A 21,173-nucleotide genomic window follows, 5' to 3' on the forward strand; every position below is an offset into this window, starting at 1 on the left:
GCCCCCACCTCCAGCAACACCGGAGGGCGGGGGCAGCAGTGGCACGACGGGGCGGCCAGGCCACCGGCCAGGCGATCGAACGGCCCCACCCCGCACCCGCCGGACGGAGTCCGGCGCAGCGGCGCGGAGCCGGTGAGGCGCCCTGGTGCCGAGCCGCGCGAGCGGCGCGTCAAGAAGGAGCTCAGAGCGGCACACCCGTCAGGGTGGGGTGGGCCAGGAGCAGGGTGCCGGACGTGACCACGGGGGCGGGGGATTCCGCCGGGTGGTCCCAGTGGCCCCGGGGTTTGCCCGTCGTGACGTCCAGGCCCGTGAGGAACGGCAGCGCGGCCCGCCCCAGCAGCCCCCGCCGCCCGCCGTGGGACGACCTCACGTACAGCACCCCCCGCCGCACCCCCAGCGGCTCCAGCACGCACGCGGTGCCCTCGCGCCGCGTCACCGGCCGCTGCCACCGCACCGCCCCGCTCTCCGCGTCCAGCGCGAACACCACGTCCCAGCCCTGCTCCCGGCGGTACGCCGCCGCGTACACCACCCCGTCCTCGACGACCAGCCCCGCCGCCGGCGTCCCCGGCTCGAAGCGCCACAGCTCGTACCCCTTGCGCCGGTCCAGGGCCCGCAGGACACCGCCGTCCAGTACGTGCACCGGGCCGCCCGGCAGGTCGGGGGCCGGCCGCGTCCCCGCGTCGTAGCCGCGGGGCCACGACCACAGCGGCGCCCCGCTCGGCAGGTGCAGCGCCCGCAGCTGGCGGCCGTCCCGCAGCACCAGGCACCCGCCCGAGACGGTCACCGCCGCGCCGGCCGGTACCGGCTGGCGCCACACCCGCTCGCCGGAGGCCTTGTCCAGGGCGGTCAGCTCCCCCTCCGCCGCGAGCAGCACCAGACCGGGCACCGGCGTCAGCTCCGCGGGCTCCGGCAGGTCCCGCCACCACCGCACCCGCCCGTGCACCGGGTCCCGGACCACCAGCCGCCCGCGCGCCCCGCCGCCCGACTCCACGACCACGCACACGGTGTCCGCGTCGGCCGCGCACCACACCCGTTCGGGCTCCGGCAGCGGCCGGGCCCGTACGCCCTCGTCGGCGTACGCCGTCCACCGCCCGGTCCCCGCCGCGGCCCCCGCGGAGCCCACCTCGGCCCCGGCCGTCCACACCACCCGCTCCCCGGCGGCGTACAGCGCGTCCGGCCGGTCCGCGGCCTGCCAGCGCGCCGGCCGCCCGGCCGCGTCGGGGGGCGGGGTCGGCCGCCACGGGGGCGCCGTGCCCGGGTCCGCCGCGGCGGCCGCCAGCCAGGGCGCGCCCGTCGTGCAGTCCCGGGCGATCCAGGCCAGCTCCCGGCCCCGCTCGGCGGGGTCGCCCAGGCTCCGGGCGGTGGCGGCCCGTTCCCGCGCGACGGCCGGGTCCAGGACCGAGCGGTGCCCCTGGGCGCTCAGGTCCCGGGCGGCCTCCAGGGCGGCGCGGGCGGCCTCCAGCTCCTCGCCCCCGGTCTCGGCCAGTGCCCGTTCCGCCAGCGCCAGCGCCTCGGCCGCGCCCGTCCGGTCCCCGACGGCGGAGCGTTCGCCCGCCACTCGGCACAGCGCCCGCACCCGGGCCCCGCCGCCGGGGAGCCGCGCGGCCAGCCGGAGCGCGGTGGCCAGGTCCTGCCGGGCGACGGCGGTGACGGCCTTGGACTCCGTGGCCGCCCGGACCGCCGGGTTCTGGATCCGGGCCAGGTACCCCTCGGCCCGGGGGAGGTCCGCCGGGGCGCTCGCCAGGGCCGCCCGCGCCAGTACGCCCTCCTCCGCCGGGCCGCCGGCGAAGTACCGCCGGGCCAGCCGGACCCCGCGTTCGGGGTCGACCGCCGCGAGTTCCTCCGCGACCTTGCGCAGCCGGGCCGTCCGCTTCGGGCCGGTGAGCACCGTGAAGAGGGCCTGCTGCGCGTCGGTCAGCACCCGTTCGGTGCGGGCCGGGGCGTCCCGCGAGAGCCGCCGGGCCAGCCCGGTGAGCAGCGCGGCGACCCGGGCGCCGTCGCCGTCGCCGTCGGTCCACGCCCAGAGCTCGGCGTCCGCCAGCAGCCGGGCCGCGAGGCCCGCGTCGAAGCGCGCCGCGGCCTCGGCCGCGAGGGCGAGGCCCTCGGTGCGGGCCTCGCCGGCCCCGGGCGGCAGGGAGGTCAGGGTCTGCTCGGCCTCCAGCAGCAGTTCGCGTACGAACTCCCGTACCGGCGCCGGAATCACGGCATCGTCGGGTGCCGGTGCCGGTGCCGGTGCCGGTGCCGGTGCCGGTGCCGGTGCGGAAGCAGGAGCCTCGCCGGGCTCCTCCACCTCGCCGGGCTCCTCCACTCCGGCCGGCTCCTCCGCCCCGCCCGGCTCCCCGCCCGGCTCCCCGCCCGGCTCCGGTCCCCCGTCCGCCCCCGCCGCGCCCAGCCCCCGCAGGGCCTTCGCCACCCCCGCCGCCGACTCCGGCCGGTCCCGCGGGTCCTTCTCCAGCAGCGCCAGCACCAGCCGGCGCAGCTCCCCGGACGTCCCCGGCACCTCCAGCGGCTCCGGGGCGTCCTCGACGTGGCGGCGCATCAGGACGTACATCGGCTCCGCCGAGCCGAACGGCGGCTCCCCGCTCAGCAGCGCGTACAGCACGCACCCCAGCGCGTACAGGTCGCAGCGGGCGTCCACGTGCTCGCCCCGCCACTGCTCGGGCGCCATGTACGGCGGCGTGCCGAACATCCGCCCGGTCACCGTCCAGCCGGCCGTCGCGTCGGCGGAGTGCGCGATGCCGAAGTCGCAGATCTTCAGGCGTCCGCCGGGCAGCAGGAAGAGGTTCTGCGGCTTCAGGTCCCGGTGGACCACCGCCTGTTCGTGCGCGGCGGCCAGCGCCTCCGCCGTCTGGGCGGCCAGTTCCACCGCCTCGGCCACCGGCAGCCCGCCCGGGGACCGGGCCAGCCGCGCCCCCAGGTCCTCCCCGGAGAGCAGCTCCATCACGATGAACAGGCGCCCCTCGTGCTGCCCCACGTCGTGCACGACGGTGATGCCCGGGTGCTGGAGGCGCGCCCCGATGGTGGCCTCCCGCCGGAACCGGGCGATCAGTTCCTCGTTGGTCGCCGCGTCCAGCAGCACCTTGACGGCCACCGCCCGGTCCAGGGCCTGGTCGTGGCCGCGCCACACCTCGCCCATGCCGCCGGCGCCGAGCCGCCGGTCCAGCCGGTACCGGTCCGCCAGTACTTCCCCCACCCGCACCGCGAAGCCCCCTGAGATCACGTCGTCCGACGGTCATCCAGGGGGCATTGTCCACCGCGAAGTGAACTAACGGGGGTCGGAGGGAGAACGCCGCCGGATCTTGTTCCCCAGCCACACCAGGGGGTCGTACTTGCGGTCCACGGCCCGCTCCTTCAGCGGGATCAGGGCGTTGTCGGTGATCTTGATGCCCTCCGGGCAGACCTCCGTGCAGCACTTGGTGATGTTGCAGTAGCCCAGCCCGTGTTCCTCCTGGGCGGTGCGCTTGCGGTCGAGGCCGGCGTCCGCGGCCGCGTCCAGCGGGTGCATGTCCAGCTCCGCGACCCGCATCAGGAAGCGGGGGCCGGCGAAGGCCGGCTTGTTCTCCTCGTGGTCGCGCACCACGTGGCAGGTGTCCTGGCACAGGAAGCACTCGATGCACTTGCGGAACTCCTGCGAGCGTTCCACGTCCACCTGCTGCATCCGGTACTCGCCGGCCGCCACCCCCGGCGGGGGCACGAAGGCCGGGACCTCGCGCGCCTTGGCGTAGTTGAAGGACACGTCCGTGACCAGGTCCCGGATGACGGGGAAGGCCCGCAGCGGGGTGATGGTGACCGTCTCCTCGCGCGAGAAGACCGACATCCGCGTCATGCACAGCAGCCGCGGCCGGCCGTTGATCTCCGCACTGCACGAACCGCACTTGCCCGCCTTGCAGTTCCAGCGGACCGCGAGGTCGGAGGCCTGGGTCGCCTGGAGCCGGTGCACGATGTCCAGGACCACCTCGCCGTCGTGCACCTCGACGGTGAAGTCCCGCAGTTCCCCGCCCTCCGCGTCGCCCCGCCACACCCGGAAGCGTGCGTCGTATGTGGTCACCCGTACAGCTCCTCTTCGGCGAGGTACTTGGCCAGCTCTTCCTTCTCGAAGAGCGCGAGCAGGTCCGGGCGGATCGGCTCGGTGCGGACCCGCTCCAGCGCGATCCGGGCCGCGGCGGGATCGGCGGGGGCCGGATCGACCGGCCGGCACAACAGGTTGACCGGCCGCCACTCCCGTTCCATCGCCGGGCAGTCCTCACGGGTGTGCCCGCCCCGGCTCTCGGTGCGCTCCAGCGCGGCCCGGGCCACGCACTCGCTGACCAGCAGCATGTTGCGCAGGTCCAGCGCCAGGTGCCAGCCCGGGTTGAACTGCCGGTGCCCCTCGACCCCGGCGCGGGCCGCCCGTACGCGCAGCGCCGCCAGCCGCTCCAGGGCCTCGGCCATCTCGCCCTCCCGGCGGATGATCCCGACCAGGTCGTTCATCGCCGTCTGGAGCTCCTGGTGGAGGGTGTACGGGTTCTCCGCGCCCTCGTCGGCGTGGAACGGGGCCAGCGCCTCGGCCGCCGCCGCGTCGATCTGCGCCTGCGAGACGGCGGGGCGCTGCCCCGGGACCGCCGCGTGCTCCGCCGCGTGCAGCCCGGCCCGCCGGCCGAAGACCAGCAGGTCGGAGAGGGAGTTGCCGCCGAGCCTGTTCGAGCCGTGCATGCCGCCCGCGACCTCGCCGGCGGCGAACAGCCCGGGTACGCCGACGGTGGCGGCGGTGTCGGAGTCGACGGCGATGCCGCCCATCACGTAGTGGCAGGTCGGGCCGACCTCCATGGGCTCGGCGGTGATGTCCACGTCCGCCAGCTCCTTGAACTGGTGGTACATGGAAGGCAGCCGACGCCTGATCCTCTCGGCCGGCATCCGGGTGGACACGTCGAGGAAGACCCCGCCGTGCGGGGAGCCGCGGCCGGCCTTGACCTCGGAGTTGATGGCCCGGGCCACCTCGTCGCGGGGCAGCAGCTCGGGCGGACGCCGGTTGTGGTCCGGGTCCTCGTACCAGCGGTCGCCCTCCTCCTCCGACTCGGCGTACTTCTCCTTGAAGACGTCGGGGACGTAGTCGAACATGAACCGCTTGCCCTCGGAGTTGCGCAGCACCCCGCCGTCGCCGCGCACGGACTCCGTGACCAGGATCCCCTTCACGGACGGCGGCCAGACCATGCCGGTGGGGTGGAACTGCACGAACTCCATGTTCAGCAGCGGGGCGCCGGCGAGCAGGGCCAGCGCGTGCCCGTCGCCCGTGTACTCCCAGGAGTTGGAGGTGGTCTTGAAGGACTTGCCGATCCCGCCGGTGGCCAGCACCACCGCCGGGGCCTCCAGGACGAAGAAGCGGCCGGTCTCGCGCTCGTAGCAGAAGGTCCCGGAGACGGCCCCGCCGTCCTTGAGGACCCGCGTGACCGTGCACTCCTGGAAGACCTTGAGGCGGGCCTCGTGGTCCCCGTACTCCTTGAGGTCCTCCTGCTGGAGCTGGACGATCTTCTGCTGGAGGGTGCGGATCAGCTCCAGCCCGGTCCGGTCGCCGACGTGCGCGAGGCGCGGGTACTCGTGCCCGCCGAAGTTGCGCTGGGAGATCCGCCCGTCGGGCGTCCGGTCGAAGAGGGCGCCCCAGGTCTCCAGCTCCCAGACCCGGTCCGGGGCCTCCTTGGCGTGCAGTTCGGCCATCCGCCACTGGTTGAGGAACTTGCCGCCGCGCATGGTGTCGCGGAAGTGGACCTGCCAGTTGTCGCCCTCGTTGACGTTGCCCATGGAGGCGGCGATTCCGCCCTCCGCCATCACCGTGTGGGCCTTGCCGAAGAGGGACTTGCAGATCACGGCCGTACGGGCGCCCCGTTCGCGGGCCTCGATCGCGGCCCGCAGCCCGGCACCGCCCGCGCCGACGACGACCACGTCCCACTGCTGCCGTTCCACTTGGGCCATCTCAGAAGATCCTCGGGTCGGTGATGGTGCCGCTGGCCAGCAGGTACACGTAGAAGTCGCACAGGGCCACGCTGATCAGGGAGGCCCACGCGAGCTGCATGTGGCGGGCGTTGAGCCGGCTGACCCAGCCCCACAGGCGGTAGCGCACCGGGTGCCGGGAGAAGTGCTTGAGGCGGCCGCCCATGATGTGCCGGCAGGAGTGGCAGGACAGCGTGTACGCCCAGATCAGCACGATGTTGGCCAGGAAGACCAGGGTGCCCAGGCCCATGTGGCCCCACGCGTAGTGCTCGTCGCGGAAGGTCAGCACGGTGTCGTACGTGAGGATCCCGGCGACCGGCACCGCCGCGTAGAAGAAGTACCGGTGCAGGTTCTGCAGGACCAGCGGGAAGCGGGTCTCACCCGTGTACGAGGCGTGCGGCTCGGCGACGGCGCAGGCGGGCGGCGAGGCCCAGAAGCCCCGGTAGTAGGCCTTGCGGTAGTAGTAGCAGGTCAGCCGGAAGCCGAGCGGGAAGACCAGGATCAGCAGGGCGGGGGACAGGCCCCACCAGCTCCCGAAGAGGTCGAGGTTGGGCCCGCCGCGCATCTCCTGGCAGTTCTCCGCCAGGCAGGGGGAGTAGAACGGGGAGACGTACGGGGCCGCGTAGTAGTCGTCGTTGGCGAAGGCCCGCCAGGTCGAGTACGCGATGAAGGCGAGCAGCCCGGCCGCGGTGCCGGCGGGCGACAGCCACCACCGGTCGGTCCGCAGGTGCCGGGCAGCGATCGCGGCCCGCGCGGGGCCGTGGACCCCGCCGGGCCGCTGCTGGGGTGGTTCCGTGCCTGTGGCCAAAGGGAACTCCGGGTGGAGTGGTCGAGGGGTGGCCCAGGAGGCCCGGCCGCCGGGGCGGCCGGGCCAGATGGGGGTTGCTGCGTGCGGACGGCCTTCGGGCGTCTAGGGGGCGCGGCGGTCGCGGGCGCCGAGGCCCTCGTCGTCGGTGTCCGTCCACAGCGCGTTGTCGTACGGGGTGTCCGGGATGGTGACCATCCCGGATTTCTCCGGCGGCCGGGAGCCGGCGGCCGGTGCCTGCCGGGCGACGTCCTTCTCCAGCTGTTCCACCGAGCGGACCAGCTCGTCGAGACTGCGCCGTACGGCGGTCAGATCGTCTTGCAGGGACATGACTTGCCCTCACTTCCGCAGGGTGCGGTGGCAACGCTCACGGGCGCCTGCGAGTGTCGCGCCTCCCGTCCCCGGTTGTGAAGGGACGTGCAGCGATTCCGGGCGCGCAGGCGCAAACCGTGCGCCCCTCCCTGCCCCCATTTTCATCCCTCGAACGAGGGAACGCGCGCCTGGGAGCGGATCCCGGGGGCGGCCGGGGGCGGGGGCGCGGGGCGCCGCCGCAAGCGGGATTGGTCCGCACGGGTGGGGTTCGCGGCGTGGCGCGGGGCCGCTCCGGAGCGCGCGGGCGGTGGTCGATTTCAGTGGGTTTCCACACCGGTGTGATCAGCTCCATATACCGCCGAACGTGATCAAGACCCCCTGTTTCACGGCCCTCACGCCCCGCCCCGGAGGTACCACCCATGACCCAGAGAAGGCGCAGGTCCTTGGCGCTCCTCACCTCGGGAGTCCTTGCACTGCCGCTCCTCGCGGGCTGCGGGGCGGGTGAGGACGAGGGCGGCCCGGCCGCCGCCGGACCGGACATCGCGACGACCGTCCGGGAACAGGTCGCCGACGGCGGGGTGCTGCGGTGGGCCGTGGACTCGCTGCCGGAGACCCTGAACACCTTCCAGGCCGACGCGGACGCCACCACGAACCGGATCGCCGGCGCGGTCCTGCCCCAGCTGTTCACCCTGGACGCCAAGGGCCGGCCGGTGGCCAATCCCGACTACCTGGAGAAGGCCGAGGTCGTCGAGCGCGAGCCCAAGCAGGTCGTCCTGTACAAGCTGAACCAGCAGGCGGTGTGGAGCGACGGGCGCGAGATCGGAGCCGCCGACTTCGTCGCCCAGTGGCGGGCCCTGAACGGCAAGGACTCCGCGTACTGGACCGCCCGCAACGCCGGCTACGACCGGATCGAGAAGATCGAGCGCGGCAAGACCGACCTGGAGGTCAAGGTCACCTTCGTCCGCCCGTACGCCGACTGGCGCTCCCTGTTCAGCCCGCTCTACCCCAAGCAGGTCATGGGCACCCCCGAGGCCTTCAACGAGGGCGCGCGCGGCGCCCTCAAGGTCACCGCCGGGCCCTTCGGCCTCGGGGCCGTCGACAAGAAGACCGGCACCGCGGCCCTGACCCGCAACGCGCGCTGGTGGGGCCGGCCCGCCAAGCTGGACACGCTCGTGCTGACCGCGGTGCCCCGGGCGGGCCGCCCGGCCGCGCTGGCCGCCGGGAAGGTCGACCTGGCGGAGATCGACCGCTCGGGCGTCGACCGCATCGCCCTCGCCCACCGGGACGCCGGCCGCGTGGACGGCAGGCACGGCCCGGGCGCCGACCTCACCGTCGCGCAGGCCACCCTCTCCTGGGCGCTGGCCCACGGCGCCGACGAGGACAAGGCCCGGGAGGAGCAGGAGACCCGCCAGAAGAACGCCGACGCCGTCAAGAAGTACGCCCAGGAGCAGGCGGCCCTGCGCGGCTTCACGGTCCGCAAGTCGCTGGAGCCCGCCTACACCCAGCTGGCCATGAACGGGGCCTCCGGCCCGCTGGCGGACGAACGGGTGCGCCGGGCGGTGGCCCGCGCCCTGGACCGCAAGACACTGGCCGAGATCGTCCTCAAGCCGCTCGGCCTGCCCGCGAAGCCGGTCGGCAGCCACCTGGCGCTGGCCGGGCAGCAGGCGTACGCCGACAACAGCGACGCCCTGGGCGGCCAGGACACCCAGGCCGCCCAGGCCCTGCTCGCGGACGCCGGCTGGCGCAAGGGCGGCAAGCTCAACGAGCCGGCCGGGGCGAAGGCGGGCGCCGAGAGCGCGGAGAGCTCCCAGGACGACTCCAAGACCCCGGCGGGCGCCAAGCCCGGCCCGGGCGACGGCACCGGCGACGACGGCCTCTACATCGTCGGCGACGACGACGGCCGCAACGGCGACCTGCGCTCCGCCACCGCCGACCTGGGCCTGCGCAAGACCCGCCCGGGCCTGCCCGCAGCCCCGGCCGCCGGGCTGCGCGTCCTGCAGGAGGGGCCCGCGCGCGGCTTCGGGGCGGACCCGGCCGACGGGCTCGCCACCTTCGGCCGCACCGACCGGCCCGCGCCGGCGCTGGCCCCGGCCTCCCTCGCCGCGCAGCAGGAGCACGTACTGCTCTCCCAGGCGGAGGCCCTCGCGAAGGCCGCCCCCGCGCCGGCGCCCGGCGACGACGCGAAGGCCCCCGCGGAAGGGGAGGACGACGCCAAGGAGGGCGAGGACGGCAAGGAGCCCGCGGCCGCCAGCCCGGCCCCCGTCCCCGCCAAGCAGGCCCGTACCTCCGGCGCGATGCTCGCCAAGGACGGCAAGCCGCTCAGCCTGCGCTTCGTCCTCCCGGCCGGCCCCGGCTCGGAGGCCCTCCGCTCGGTCGGCGAGCGGATCTCCCAGATGCTCCACAAGATCGGCATCAGCACCGAGATCAAGAAGGTCGCCGACGAGAGCTTCTTCAAGGACCACATCGCCTCGGGCCAGTACGACCTCGCCCTCTACTCCTGGCCCGCGACGGCCTTCCCGGCCACCGACGCCCGCCCGATCTTCGCCAAGCCGGAGCCGGCCGCCGACGGCTCGCTCCTCGTGGAGCAGAACTACACCCGCGTCGGCACCGACCACATCGACCAGCTCTTCGACCAGGCGGCCGGCGAGCTGGACGAGGCGCAGGCCCGCGAGCTGATGCGCAAGGCCGACGCCAGGATCTGGGCCGCGGCCGGATCCATCCCGCTCTACCAGCGCCCCGAGCTGGTCGCCGTCAAGCCGGGCCTGGCCAATGCCGGCGCCTTCGGCCTCGGGACGCCCCGCTACCAGGACATCGGCTGGCAGAAGCCCCCGGCGGCCAAGGACGCGAAGAAGGAGAAGAAGTAGCCGCGGACATCAGGTGAAAAAACGGGGCCTGTCAGGTTGACCCCCGGGTAGCAAGCTCAGAAGTGACTCAATTTCCTTGCCCGCCGGACCCCCGGCGGGCAAGGTCGTGGGTACCCATTGACCCGCATGAACACAGGCCGCACCCACCGCCGGGACCCCCCACCCGCATCCCGGCGCTCCTCAGCCGTCCGGCCTCTTGACAGACCCCCCGGCAGGCGGTTCCCGCCACTCGACGTACGATGGGGTAAGGCCGTGGCAGGTTTTCCGCCCGGCAGAGGCTCGCGTGCCAGGCCGTACGCGACGCCATCCACGATCCCGGGAGAAGCGCCGAAGTGCCCACGCGCCACGACATCCGTAACGTCGCCATCGTCGCCCACGTCGACCATGGCAAGACGACCATCGTCGATGCCATGCTCAAGCAGGCCGGTGCCTTCGCCGCCCACCAGCAGCTCGACGACCGCATGATGGACTCGAACGACCTGGAGCGTGAGAAGGGCATCACGATCCTCGCCAAGAACACGGCGGTGAAGTACCACCCCAAGGACGGCGGGGCCCCGATCACGATCAACATCATCGACACCCCCGGCCACGCCGACTTCGGTGGCGAGGTCGAGCGCGGTCTGTCGATGGTGGACGCCGTCGTCCTCCTGGTGGACGCCTCCGAGGGTCCGCTGCCCCAGACCCGCTTCGTGCTGCGCAAGGCCCTCCAGCAGCGCAAGCCCGTCATCCTCTGCATCAACAAGACGGACCGGCCGGACTCCCGGATCGACGAGGTCGTCAACGAGACGTACGACCTCTTCCTCGACCTGGACGCCGACGAGGACCAGATCGAGTTCCCGATCGTCTACGCCTGCGGCCGTGACGGCGTCGCCTCGCTGACCAAGCCGGAGGACGGCACCGTCCCCGCGGACAGCGACAACCTGGAGCCGTTCTTCTCGGCCATCCTGGAGCACGTCCCGGCCCCGGTGTACGACGAGGAGGCCCCCCTCCAGGCCCACGTCACCAACCTGGACGCCGACAACTTCCTCGGCCGCATCGCGCTGCTGCGCGTCGAGCAGGGCGAGCTGCGCAAGGGCCAGACCGTCGCGTGGATCAAGCGTGACGGCACGATCTCCAACGTCCGCATCACCGAGCTGATGATGACCGAGGCGCTCACCCGCAAGCCCGCCGAGGTCGCCGGCCCCGGTGACATCTGCGCCGTCGCCGGTATCCCCGACATCATGATCGGCGAGACCCTGGCCGACCCGGAGAACCCGATCGCGCTGCCGCTGATCTCGGTCGACGAGCCGGCGATCTCCATGACCATCGGTACGAACACCTCCCCGATGGTCGGCCGCGGCGGCACGGGCAAGGGCGCGGACGCCAAGGCCGCGGTCAAGGACCGCAAGGTCACCGCCCGCCAGGTCAAGGACCGCCTGGACCGCGAGCTGATCGGTAACGTCTCGCTGCGCGTCCTGGACACTGACCGCCCGGACGCCTGGGAGGTGCAGGGCCGCGGTGAGCTCGCGCTCGCCATCCTGGTCGAGCAGATGCGCCGCGAGGGCTTCGAGCTGACCATCGGCAAGCCGCAGGTCGTCACGCAGGAGATCGACGGCAAGACGCACGAGCCGGTCGAGCGCATGACCATCGACGTGCCCGAGGAGCACATGGGCGCGGTCACGCAGCTCATGGGCGTCCGCAAGGGCCGCATGGACAACATGTCGAACCACGGCTCCGGCTGGGTCCGCATGGAGTTCGTCGTTCCGTCCCGTGGCCTGATCGGCTTCCGCACGGAGTTCCTGACCAACACCCGCGGTACGGGCATCGCCCACTCGATCCACGAGGGCCACGAGCCGTGGTTCGGCCAGCTGGTCACCCGCAACAACGGTTCCCTGGTCGCCGACCGCGCCGGCGCGGTCACGCCGTTCGCGATGATCAACCTGCAGGAGCGCGGCGTCCTGTTCACCGAGCCCGGCACCGAGGTGTACGAGGGCATGATCGTCGGCGAGAACTCGCGCTCCGACGACATGGACGTGAACATCACCAAGGAGAAGAAGCTCACCAACATGCGTGCGGCTTCCGCGGACAACACGGAGAACGTGATTCCGCCCCGCAAGCTCTCCCTGGAGCAGTCCCTGGAGTTCTGCCGCGACGACGAGTGCGTCGAGGTGACCCCGGAGGCCGTCCGCATCCGCAAGGTCGTCCTGGACCAGAAGGAGCGCTCGCGCACCGCGTCGCGCGCCAAGTCCGCCAAGTAGTACGCGAGTCGGCTTCTGGCCGAAACCCGTACGGCTGACAACGGCCCCTCCCCGCACCGGACCGGTGTGAGGAGGGGCCGTTCGCGTTTGTCAAACGGATTGTTGCGTTCTGGTGTCCGCATAGCGACCGTGACACTCCGGATGATGAGCTAACCGTCCGTTTCGCACGTGTCTGTCTCCTATCCGTTTGTCCGGATTTCGGGTTTTCGCCATGCGGTGATGTTGTGAAAACGAGACCACTTAAGTGTGGTTTACGGCCTGTCGGTCCCTGAGGATTGGCTCCATTGAGCTCGGGTCAATGGGTCACACGCTGTGGGGAGCGTCGACTCACGAGCACACACGATGGGACCGGATTTCGCTGTCAGGGGTGTCAGCGGGAACCGGGTCCTTCACGAATCGACAGTGACTCCTGAGGAGGCAAATACCCATGCGCGGAGCAACGAGCGCCAAGTGGGTCGCGGGTGCCGTGATCGTGGCCATGGCCGCGACGGCCTGCAGCACCGGTAGCAACGACGCCGGTGGCAAGGGCGGCAACATCACAGTTGTGCTCGGCGAGCCGCAGCACCGCCTGATCGGTCAGGACACCGCGGAGTCCGAGGGCTCCGAGGTCATGAACGCGGTCTTCAGCGGTCTGGTCAAGTACGACTCGAAGACCAACGAGCCGAAGCTCGACGTCGCCGAGTCCATCGAGAGCACGGACTCGAAGACCTGGACCATCAAGGTCAAGGACGGCTTCACCTTCCACAACGGTGAGAAGGTCGACGCGCAGTCGTTCGTCCGCGCCTGGAACTGGGGCGCCAACCAGGAGAACGTGGCCGAGGCCATGCCGTTCTTCGCCAAGATCGAGGGCTCCGACGAGCTCGCGCCGGGCAAGGACAAGAAGCCCACCGCCAAGGAGCTCAAGGGCCTCAAGGTCGTTGACGAGAAGACCTTCACCGTCACGCTGAAGGAGCCCTTCTCCCAGTTCAAGACCATGCTGGGCTACAACGCCTTCTTCCCGCTGCCGAAGGCCTTCGAGACCATGGACTCGAAGAAGTTCGGCGAGCAGCCGATCGGCAACGGCCCCTTCCAGATGGACGGCGCCTGGGAGCACAACAAGCAGATCAAGGTCAAGCGCTACGACAAGTACCCGGCCGAGGGCCGTGCGAAGCTCGCGGGCGTCACCTTCAAGATCTACGACAACATGGACACGGCGTACAACGACCTGCGCGCCGACAACATCCAGATCGTCGACAAGCTCCCGATCTCGGCGATGGCCACCGTCTCCCAGGAGTTCGGCGACCGCTACATCTACAAGCCCGAGTCGGCCGTCGGCTACATCGGCCTCCCGCTGGAGACGAACCCCGAGGCGTTCGGCAAGCTGGAGATCCGACAGGCCATCTCCATGGCCATCGACCGGGACACGCTGACGAAGACCATCTTCAACGGCACCCGCAAGCCGGCCGACGACTTCATCAGCCCCATCATCCCGGGCTACCGCAAGGGCGCGCTGGGCGAGGTCGGCCAGTACAACCCGACCAAGGCCAAGGAGCTCTTCGAGAAGGCCGGCGGTGTCCCCGGCAACAAGATCGAGCTCGGCTACAACGCCGACGGCGGCCACAAGGAGTGGATCGAGGCCGTCGCCAACCAGCTGAAGGCCAACCTCGGCATCGAGGTCACCGCCAAGCCGTACGCCAAGTTCGGCGACATGCTGGACGACCTCGGTGCGGCGAAGTACAAGGGTGCCTTCCGCATGGCGTGGTCGATGGACTACCCGGCGGCGGAGAACTACCTGCGTCCGGTCTTCTCGAAGGTCGCGATCGAGCAGGGCTCCAACTACGGTCACTACCGCAACGACGAGTTCGAGAAGATCATGGCGGAGGCCGACAAGGCCACCGACGCCGCCGAGGGTCTGAAGCTGTACCAGAAGGCCGATGACATCATCATCCGCGACCTTCCGTACATCCCGGTCTTCACGTACATGTCCTCCGCGGCCTACTCCAAGTCCGTGAAGAACGTCGAGGTCGACGCCCAGGGTCAGATGGACCTGGCCAACGTCGAGCGCAACTAACACCCCTCGTCACTTAGGGGAGTTCCGGGGGGCGGGCAGACGGAATCAGGTTTCCGTCTGCCCGCCCTTTCCCCCTGTTCTTTGCTGGAGGTCTGATGGGCCGCTACCTCATCCGCCGACTCATACAGGCGATCCCTGTGCTGCTCGGCGCCACGTTCCTGATCTACCTGCTCACCTTCGCGATGCCCGGCGCTGACCCGATTCAGCTCCTCGCCGGCGAGAAGAAGGCAGACCCGCTCGTCGCCGCCATGCTGCGCGAGAAGTACCACCTGGACGACCCGTTCCTGCTGCAGTACTGGAACTACATCACCGGCGTGTTCCAGGGTGACCTCGGCGAGACCCTCACCGGGCGCAAGGTCGCCGACCTGATCGGCGAGGCGTTCCCGTACACGGTGAACCTCGCGCTGTTCGCGTTCGTCATCGAGGCGATCGTCGGCGTCGCGGCCGGCATCATGGCCGCCCTGCGCCGGGGCAAGTTCCTCGACCAGCTGGTCCTCATCTCCACCCTGATGGTCATCTCGATCCCCGTCTTCGTGACCGGTTTCGTCCTCCAGCTGACCCTCGGCGTCCAGCTGAAGAACAGCTGGGGCATCGAGCTCTTCTCCGTCTCCTTCAACGAGAACGACGGACTCCAGGCCTACCTCCTCCCGGCCTGGGTGCTCGCCTCGACCTCGCTCGCGTACGTGGCCCGACTGACCCGCACCAGCCTGATGGAGACCATGCGCGCGGACTACGTGCGCACCGCCACGGCCAAGGGTCTGCCCCGCCGCCGCGTCGTGGTCAACCACGCGCTGCGCAACGCGCTGATCCCGATCGTCACCTTCCTCGGCGCCGACCTCGGTGCCCTCATGGGCGGTGCGGTCATCACCGAGCGCATCTTCAACATCCACGGCCTCGGCGGCCTGCTCGCCCAGTCCGTCTACCTCAAGCAGGGTGCCGTCGTCGTCGGTGGTGTGACCCTCCTGGTCCTCATCTACCTCGTCGCCAACCTCCTTGTGGACCTGCTCTACGCCGTGCTCGACCCGAGGATCCGCTATGCGTGACACGAATACGGTGGAGGACTCGATGACCGACACCCAGACGGCCACGGCCCCCTCCGGGGGCAAGCAGGCCGGCAAGGTCCAGGACAAGAAGAAGGACCGCGAGGCCAGCCTCTGGTCCGACGCGATCGACGACCTGCGCCGCAACCCGATCTTCATCATCGGCGCCGTGCTCGTGCTGTTCCTGCTGATCGTGGCCGCCGTGCCGCAGCTCTTTACCGACGGCACCCCGTTCGACGCCGGCGCCTGCAAGCTGGAGGACTCGCTCAAGACCCCGAGCGCCGCCCACTGGTTCGGCTACGACATCCAGGGCTGCGACGTCTACACGCGTACCGTGTGGGCCGCCCGCAACTCCGTGATCGTCGGCGTCGTCACCACCACGCTCGTGCTGCTCGTCGGCGGCACCCTCGGCCTGATCGCCGGCTGGGTCGGCGGCATCGTGGACAGCTTCCTGTCCCGCTTCACCGAGATCTTCTTCGCCATCCCGCTGCTGCTCGGCGGCATGCTGATCATGTCCGCGCTGCCGGGCAACGCCTGGACCGTCTCCCTGGTGCTCGCCATCCTCGGCTGGCCGCAGATCTTCCGCATCATGCGGTCCTCGGTCCTGCAGAACAAGAACAACGACTACGTGGTGGCCGCCCGCGCCCTCGGCGCCGGCACCATGCGCATCACGATCCGTCACATCCTGCCGAACGCCGTCGCCCCCGTCATCGTGGTCGGCGCGATCAGCCTGGGTGTGTACATCTCCGCCGAGGCGGCGCTGTCCTACCTCGGCATCGGTGTCCAGCCCCCGGAGATCTCCTGGGGCCTGATGGTCAGCGACGCTTCCGTCCGCTGGCTCCAGGCACCGCACGTGCTGCTGTTCCCGTCGATCGCGCTGAGCATCACCGTGCTCGCGTTCATCATGGTCGGCGACGCGGTACGCGACGCCCTCGACCCGAAGCTGCGCTGAGGAAGGGCGTACGTTGACCACCATCGACAAGACCTCGAACGTCCCCGCGCCCCGGTCGGCGCCGGAGGACGCCCCGCTGCTCGAAGTGCGCGACCTGCACGTCGAGTTCCACACCCGCGACGGTGTCGCCAAGGCCGTGAACGGCGTCTCGTACTCGGTGAACTCCGGCGAGACCCTGGCCGTGCTCGGCGAGTCCGGCTCGGGCAAGTCCGTGACGGCGCAGGCCATCATGGGCATCCTCGACATGCCGCCCGGCAAGATCCCCTCCGGTGAGATCCTCTTCCAGGGCCAGGACCTGCTGAAGCTCCCGGCCGAGGAGTACCGCAAGATCCGCGGCTCGAAGATCGCCATGATCTTCCAGGACGCCCTGTCCTCGCTGAACCCGGTGCACACCGTCGGCGCCCAGCTCGGCGAGATGTTCCGCGTCCACCGCGGCATGTCCAAGAAGGACTCCCTGGCCAAGGCCGTCGAGCTCATGGACCGGGTGAAGATCCCCGCCGCCAAGGCGCGCGTGGGCGACTACCCGCACCAGTTCTCCGGCGGCATGCGCCAGCGCATCATGATCGCCATGGCGATGGCCCTGGAGCCCGACCTGATCATCGCCGACGAGCCGACCACGGCCCTCGACGTGACGGTCCAGGCCCAGGTCATGGACCTGCTCGCGGAACTCCAGCGCGAGATGAACATGGGCCTGATCCTGATCACCCACGACCTCGGCGTCGTCGCCGACGTCGCGGACAAGATCGCCGTCATGTACGGCGGCCGGATCGTCGAGACCGCCCCGGTCCACGAGATCTACAGCCGCCCCGCGCACCCGTACACCCGCGGCCTGCTCGACTCGATCCCGCGCCTGGACCAGAAGGGCCAGGACCTCTACGCGATCAAGGGCCTGCCGCCCAACCTGCTCAACCTCCCCTCGGGCTGCGCCTTCAACCCGCGCTGCCCCAAGGCTCAGGACATCTGCCGCACCGACGTGCCGGTCCTGCACCAGGTGACCGAGCAGGACGGCACCGAGCTGCCCGGCCGCGGCAGCGCGTGCCACTTCTGGAAGGAGCAGATCCATGGCTGACCTCACCAAGCCCCAGGGTGAGCCGATCCTTCAGGTGCGCAACCTGGTCAAGCACTTCCCGCTGACCCAGGGCATCCTGTTCAAGAAGCAGATCGGCGCGGTCAAGGCCGTGGACGGGGTCTCCTTCGACCTCTACCAGGGCGAGACCCTCGGCATCGTCGGCGAGTCCGGCTGTGGCAAGTCCACCGTCGCCAAGCTCCTGATGAGCCTGGAGAAGGCCACCGCCGGCGAGGTCTTCTACAAGGGCCAGGACATCACCAAGCTGTCCGGCGCGGCCCTCAAGGCCGTCCGCCGCAACATCCAGATGGTGTTCCAGGACCCGTACACCTCGCTCAACCCGCGCATGACGGTCGGCGACATCATCGGCGAGCCCTTCGAGATCCACCCCGAGGTGGCCCCGAAGGGCGACCGCCGGCGCAAGGTCCAGGAACTCCTGGACGTCGTGGGCCTGAACCCGGAGTACATCAACCGCTACCCGCACCAGTTCTCCGGCGGACAGCGCCAGCGCATCGGCATCGCCCGCGGCCTCGCGCTCCAGCCGGAGATCATCATCTGCGACGAGCCGGTCTCCGCGCTCGACGTGTCGGTGCAGGCGCAGGTCGTCAACCTGATGGGCAAGCTCCAGGACGAGTTCAACCTGTCCTACGTGTTCATCGCGCACGACCTGTCCATCGTCCGGCACATCTCGGACCGCGTGGGCGTCATGTACCTGGGCAAGATGGCCGAGATCGGCACGGACGCCGAGATCTACGACCACCCCACCCACCCGTACACCCAGGCCCTGCTCTCGGCCGTGCCGGTGCCGGACCCGGAGGCCCGCGAGGGCCGCGAGCGGATCATCCTCACCGGTGACGTCCCCTCCCCGGCCAACCCGCCGTCGGGCTGCCGCTTCCGCACCCGCTGCTGGAAGGCCGAGGAGAAGTGCGCCACGGAGGAGCCGCTGCTGGCGATCCCGACGCGCTTCGAGGGCGTGAACACCCCGGCCGCACACGAGTCGGCCTGCCACTTCGCGGAGGAGAAGGCCGTCCTGGCCGGCTGACCTCCCCGCACGGCGTACGCGTCCCAGGGCGCCCGGGCCGGAGCACCAGCTCCGTCCCGGGCGCCCTCGGCGTTTCCCGCCCAGCCGCCGCCGGGGTCCAAAGTCCGTTGCGGCCGGGCCCCGCCGCCGCCGACAGTGGACGGATGACCACGGAGACGCTGACCGTCCGCCCGGCCGGTCCCGGAGACGCCCGGGACATCTGCGCACTGCTCAACGCCGTCGACGTCGTCGAGATCGGCAGACCCGAGACCGACCTGGGCACCGTCGAGGCCGACCTCAACCACCCCGACGTGGACCTCGCCACCGACTCATGGCTCGCCTTCAGCGGCGGCCGGCTCGTCGCCTACGCCCTCGTGTGGGCCGACTCCGGACCCGGCCGCATCGACGGCGACCACTACGTCCTGCCCGGCCACGGCCGGGCCGCCATGGCCCTGCTGCACCGGATGGAGGAGCGCGCCCGCCGGATGGCCTCGGGCACCGGGCCCGACGCCCGGCTGCGGATCCAGCTCAACGTCCGGCCCACCCTGGAGCTCAGCCTGCTCACCGGCCGCGGCTACCGCAGCGTGCGCCGCTACCAGGTGATGACCCGCCACCTCTCGCCCGCCGCCGACCTGCCCCCCGCCCCGCCCGAGGGCCTGGTCCTGCGCGACTGCGCCGCCGACGGCGCCGACCGCCGCCGCGCCCACGCCCTGGTCGAGGAGACCTTCGCCGCGCACTTCGGGCACGCGCACCGCCCGTACGAGGCCTGGCTCGACCACATCGACGGCCGCGCCCTCGACTGGTCCCTCGTCTGGATCGCCAGCCTGCCCGGCAAGGGCGACGCGGCCGTCCTCGTCACCCGCGACGACCGCACCAGCATGGGCTGGGTCAGCCACCTCGGCGTACGCGAGGACCTGCGCGGCCACGGCATCGGCTCCCACCTGCTGCGCCACTCCTTCGCCGCCTACGCCGCCCGCGGCCGCGACACCCTGGGCCTGGGCGTGGACACCCTCAACGAGACCGGTGCCCTCGCCCTGTACGAGGCGCACGGCATGGGCCTGCACTACGCCGTCGACACCTGGGAGCTCCCCTTGCACTCCCAGGGGTGACAGGCGGGGGACGCGAGGGTGCAATCGGGCCAACAGGGAGTGCACAAGGGCGCACATGGGGTGACATTGCCCCTAAGTGAGTCTTGGGACCCCTAGGAGGCAGTCCATGCGCGGAGCCACCCACGCCAAGTGGGCCGCATGTGCGGTGGCCGTCGCCCTCGCGGCGACGGCCTGCGGCGGCGGGAGCGACAGCGGCGGGGGCGGCGGCGCGGCCGGGATCGTCAGCTCTTCCTGGGGTGACCCGCAGAACCCGCTGGAGCCCGCCAACACCAACGAGGTGCAGGGCGGCAAGGTCCTCGACATGCTCTTCCGGGGCCTCAAGCGCTACGACGCGAAGACCGGCGAGGCCAAGAACATGGTCGCCGAGAAGATCGAGACCAGCGACGGCCAGAACTTCACGATCACCCTGAAGGACGGCTGGAAGTTCAGCAACGACGAACCGGTCACCGCCCAGTCCTTCGTGGACGCCTGGAACTACGCGGCCGACGTGCGCAACAAGCAGAACAACGCCCCCTTCTTCGCCGACATCGTCGGCTACGCCGACCTGCACCCCGCCTCCGGCGAACCCAAGGCCAAGACCATGTCCGGGCTGGTCGTCAAGGACCCCAAGACCTTCACCGTCGCCCTCAAGAACAAGTTCTCCACCTGGCCCGAGACCCTCGGCTACCAGGCCTTCGCCCCCCTGCCCAAGGCCTTCTTCACCGACCACTCCGCCTGGCTGGACAAGCCCGTCGGCAACGGCCCCTACACGGTGGACTCGTACACCAAGGGCACCGGCATGAAGCTGCGCAAGTGGGAGGGCTACTCCGGCGAGGACAAGGCGCAGAACGGCGGAGTGGACCTCAAGGTCTACACCGACAACAACACCGCCTACACGGACCTGATCTCCGGCAACCTCGACCTCGTCGACGACGTCCCGGCGCAGCAGCTGAAGAACGTCAAGAACGACCTCGGCGACCGGTACATCAACCAGCCCGCCCTCATCATCCAGACCCTCACCTTCCCCCTCTACGACCCCCAGTGGGGCAAGGAGGGCATGGAGAAGGTCCGCCGGGGCATCTCGATGGCCATCAACCGCGACGAGATCACCCAGCAGATCTTCCGCGAGACCCGCACCCCCGCCAAGGACTGGACCTCCCCGGCCCTCGGCGACAAGGGCGGCTTCAACTCCACCCTCTGCGGCGACGCCTGCACGTACGACCCGGCCGAGGCCAAGAAGCTCATCCAGGAGGGCGGCGGCCTGCCCGGCGGCAAGATGACCCTCACCTCCAACGTGGACACCGGCTCGCACCGCGACTGGATGGACGCCGTCTGCAACAGCGTCAACAACGCCCTCGGCGAGGGCCCGGTCTGCACCGTCAACCCCATCGGCACCTTCGCGGACTTCCGCAACCAGCAGAGCGCCTACAAGCTCACCGGCCCCTTCCGCTCCGGCTGGCAGGCCGACTACCCGCTCATCCAGAACTTCCTCCAGCCGCTGTACTACACCGGAGCCTCCTCCAACTACGGCAAGTTCAGCAGCCCGGACTTCGACAAGCTCGTCGACCAGGCCAACCAGGAGACCGACGCCGCCAAGGCCACCGCCTCCTTCCAGGACGCCGAGAAGATCCTCGCCGAGCAGATGCCGGCCATCCCCCTCTGGTACCAGAACGGCAGCGCCGGCCACTCCGAGCGGATCTCCGACGTCACCCTGAACCAGTTCAGCGTCCCCGTCTACGACGAGATCAAGGTCAGCTGACCCCTCGCCGGACCG

At 70.9% G+C, this 21,173-nt stretch carries 14 protein-coding genes; 9 read left to right on the plus strand and 5 right to left on the minus strand.

Annotated features, from left to right (window positions below; translation table 11 throughout):
* Positions 1–181 precede the first annotated feature (181 nt).
* From AC069X_RS02100 to AC069X_RS02120, 5 genes are all read right to left on the minus strand, one after another.
* On the minus strand, positions 182–3,220 hold the full coding sequence (locus AC069X_RS02100; RefSeq protein WP_478724103.1) for a protein kinase domain-containing protein: 3,039 nt from the start codon (positions 3,218–3,220) through the stop codon (positions 182–184).
* Between the two features lie 45 nt (positions 3,221–3,265).
* Positions 3,266–4,048: a succinate dehydrogenase/fumarate reductase iron-sulfur subunit gene (locus AC069X_RS02105; RefSeq protein WP_478724105.1), complete on the minus strand. Its 783-nt coding sequence runs from the start codon at positions 4,046–4,048 to the stop codon at positions 3,266–3,268.
* Entirely contained in the window at positions 4,045–5,946 is a 1,902-nt protein-coding gene (locus AC069X_RS02110; RefSeq protein WP_478724107.1) for a fumarate reductase/succinate dehydrogenase flavoprotein subunit, read from the minus strand. Before AC069X_RS02110 ends, AC069X_RS02105 begins: the two co-directional genes overlap by 4 nt.
* Position 5,947: 1 nt before the next feature.
* Entirely contained in the window at positions 5,948–6,772 is an 825-nt protein-coding gene (locus AC069X_RS02115; RefSeq protein ID WP_478724109.1) for a hypothetical protein, read from the minus strand.
* 102 nt (positions 6,773–6,874) lie between these two features.
* The gene (locus AC069X_RS02120) at positions 6,875–7,099 is read right to left on the minus strand and encodes a hypothetical protein (protein ID WP_007266314.1); all 225 of its coding nucleotides are present in this window, start codon (positions 7,097–7,099) and stop codon (positions 6,875–6,877) included.
* A gap of 401 nt (positions 7,100–7,500) precedes the next feature.
* Here AC069X_RS02120 and AC069X_RS02125 point away from each other — a divergent pair, with 401 nt between their 5' ends.
* The 9 genes from AC069X_RS02125 to AC069X_RS02165 all read left to right on the plus strand — a co-directional run bounded on the left by AC069X_RS02125 (position 7,501) and on the right by AC069X_RS02165 (position 21,158).
* Positions 7,501–9,945 (plus strand): ABC transporter family substrate-binding protein, encoded by a 2,445-nt coding sequence (locus tag AC069X_RS02125; protein ID WP_478724111.1) that lies wholly within the window; start codon positions 7,501–7,503, stop codon positions 9,943–9,945.
* A gap of 332 nt (positions 9,946–10,277) precedes the next feature.
* Complete coding sequence (gene typA, locus AC069X_RS02130) at positions 10,278–12,182, plus strand: translational GTPase TypA (RefSeq protein WP_478724113.1); 1,905 nt, start codon at positions 10,278–10,280, stop codon at positions 12,180–12,182.
* Positions 12,183–12,609: 427 nt separating this feature from the next.
* Entirely contained in the window at positions 12,610–14,232 is a 1,623-nt protein-coding gene (locus tag AC069X_RS02135; RefSeq protein WP_478724115.1) for a peptide ABC transporter substrate-binding protein, read from the plus strand.
* Between the two features lie 95 nt (positions 14,233–14,327).
* Positions 14,328–15,275, plus strand: coding sequence for an ABC transporter permease (locus tag AC069X_RS02140; RefSeq protein ID WP_478724117.1), 948 nt, complete (start codon positions 14,328–14,330; stop codon positions 15,273–15,275).
* Entirely contained in the window at positions 15,268–16,224 is a 957-nt protein-coding gene (locus AC069X_RS02145; RefSeq protein WP_478724119.1) for an ABC transporter permease, read from the plus strand. Before AC069X_RS02140 ends, AC069X_RS02145 begins: the two co-directional genes overlap by 8 nt.
* Before the next feature lie 13 nt (positions 16,225–16,237).
* The gene (locus AC069X_RS02150; RefSeq protein ID WP_478724121.1) at positions 16,238–17,293 is read left to right on the plus strand and encodes an ABC transporter ATP-binding protein; all 1,056 of its coding nucleotides are present in this window, start codon (positions 16,238–16,240) and stop codon (positions 17,291–17,293) included.
* Positions 17,286–18,332, plus strand: coding sequence for an ABC transporter ATP-binding protein (locus AC069X_RS02155; RefSeq protein ID WP_478724123.1), 1,047 nt, complete (start codon positions 17,286–17,288; stop codon positions 18,330–18,332). Before AC069X_RS02150 ends, AC069X_RS02155 begins: the two co-directional genes overlap by 8 nt.
* A gap of 143 nt (positions 18,333–18,475) precedes the next feature.
* On the plus strand, positions 18,476–19,420 hold the full coding sequence (locus AC069X_RS02160) for a GNAT family N-acetyltransferase (protein WP_478724125.1): 945 nt from the start codon (positions 18,476–18,478) through the stop codon (positions 19,418–19,420).
* 106 nt (positions 19,421–19,526) lie between these two features.
* A complete protein-coding gene (locus tag AC069X_RS02165) occupies positions 19,527–21,158 on the plus strand; it encodes a peptide ABC transporter substrate-binding protein (protein WP_478724128.1) in 1,632 nt (543 codons plus the stop codon).
* Positions 21,159–21,173 lie beyond the last annotated feature (15 nt).

It is taken from the genome of Streptomyces sp. NPDC043896 (assembly GCF_056435605.1).

Coding starts and splice junctions, on each gene's coding strand:
- AC069X_RS02145 (WP_478724119.1), top strand. CDS start 15,268: ATGCGTGACACGAATACGGTGGAGGACTCGATGACCGACACCCAGACG.
- AC069X_RS02120 (WP_007266314.1), bottom strand. CDS start 7,099: ATGTCCCTGCAAGACGATCTGACCGCCGTACGGCGCAGTCTCGACGAG.
- AC069X_RS02110 (WP_478724107.1), bottom strand. CDS start 5,946: ATGGCCCAAGTGGAACGGCAGCAGTGGGACGTGGTCGTCGTCGGCGCG.
- AC069X_RS02155 (WP_478724123.1), top strand. CDS start 17,286: ATGGCTGACCTCACCAAGCCCCAGGGTGAGCCGATCCTTCAGGTGCGC.
- AC069X_RS02160 (WP_478724125.1), top strand. CDS start 18,476: ATGACCACGGAGACGCTGACCGTCCGCCCGGCCGGTCCCGGAGACGCC.
- AC069X_RS02135 (WP_478724115.1), top strand. CDS start 12,610: ATGCGCGGAGCAACGAGCGCCAAGTGGGTCGCGGGTGCCGTGATCGTG.
- AC069X_RS02125 (WP_478724111.1), top strand. CDS start 7,501: ATGACCCAGAGAAGGCGCAGGTCCTTGGCGCTCCTCACCTCGGGAGTC.
- AC069X_RS02165 (WP_478724128.1), top strand. CDS start 19,527: ATGCGCGGAGCCACCCACGCCAAGTGGGCCGCATGTGCGGTGGCCGTC.
- AC069X_RS02140 (WP_478724117.1), top strand. CDS start 14,328: ATGGGCCGCTACCTCATCCGCCGACTCATACAGGCGATCCCTGTGCTG.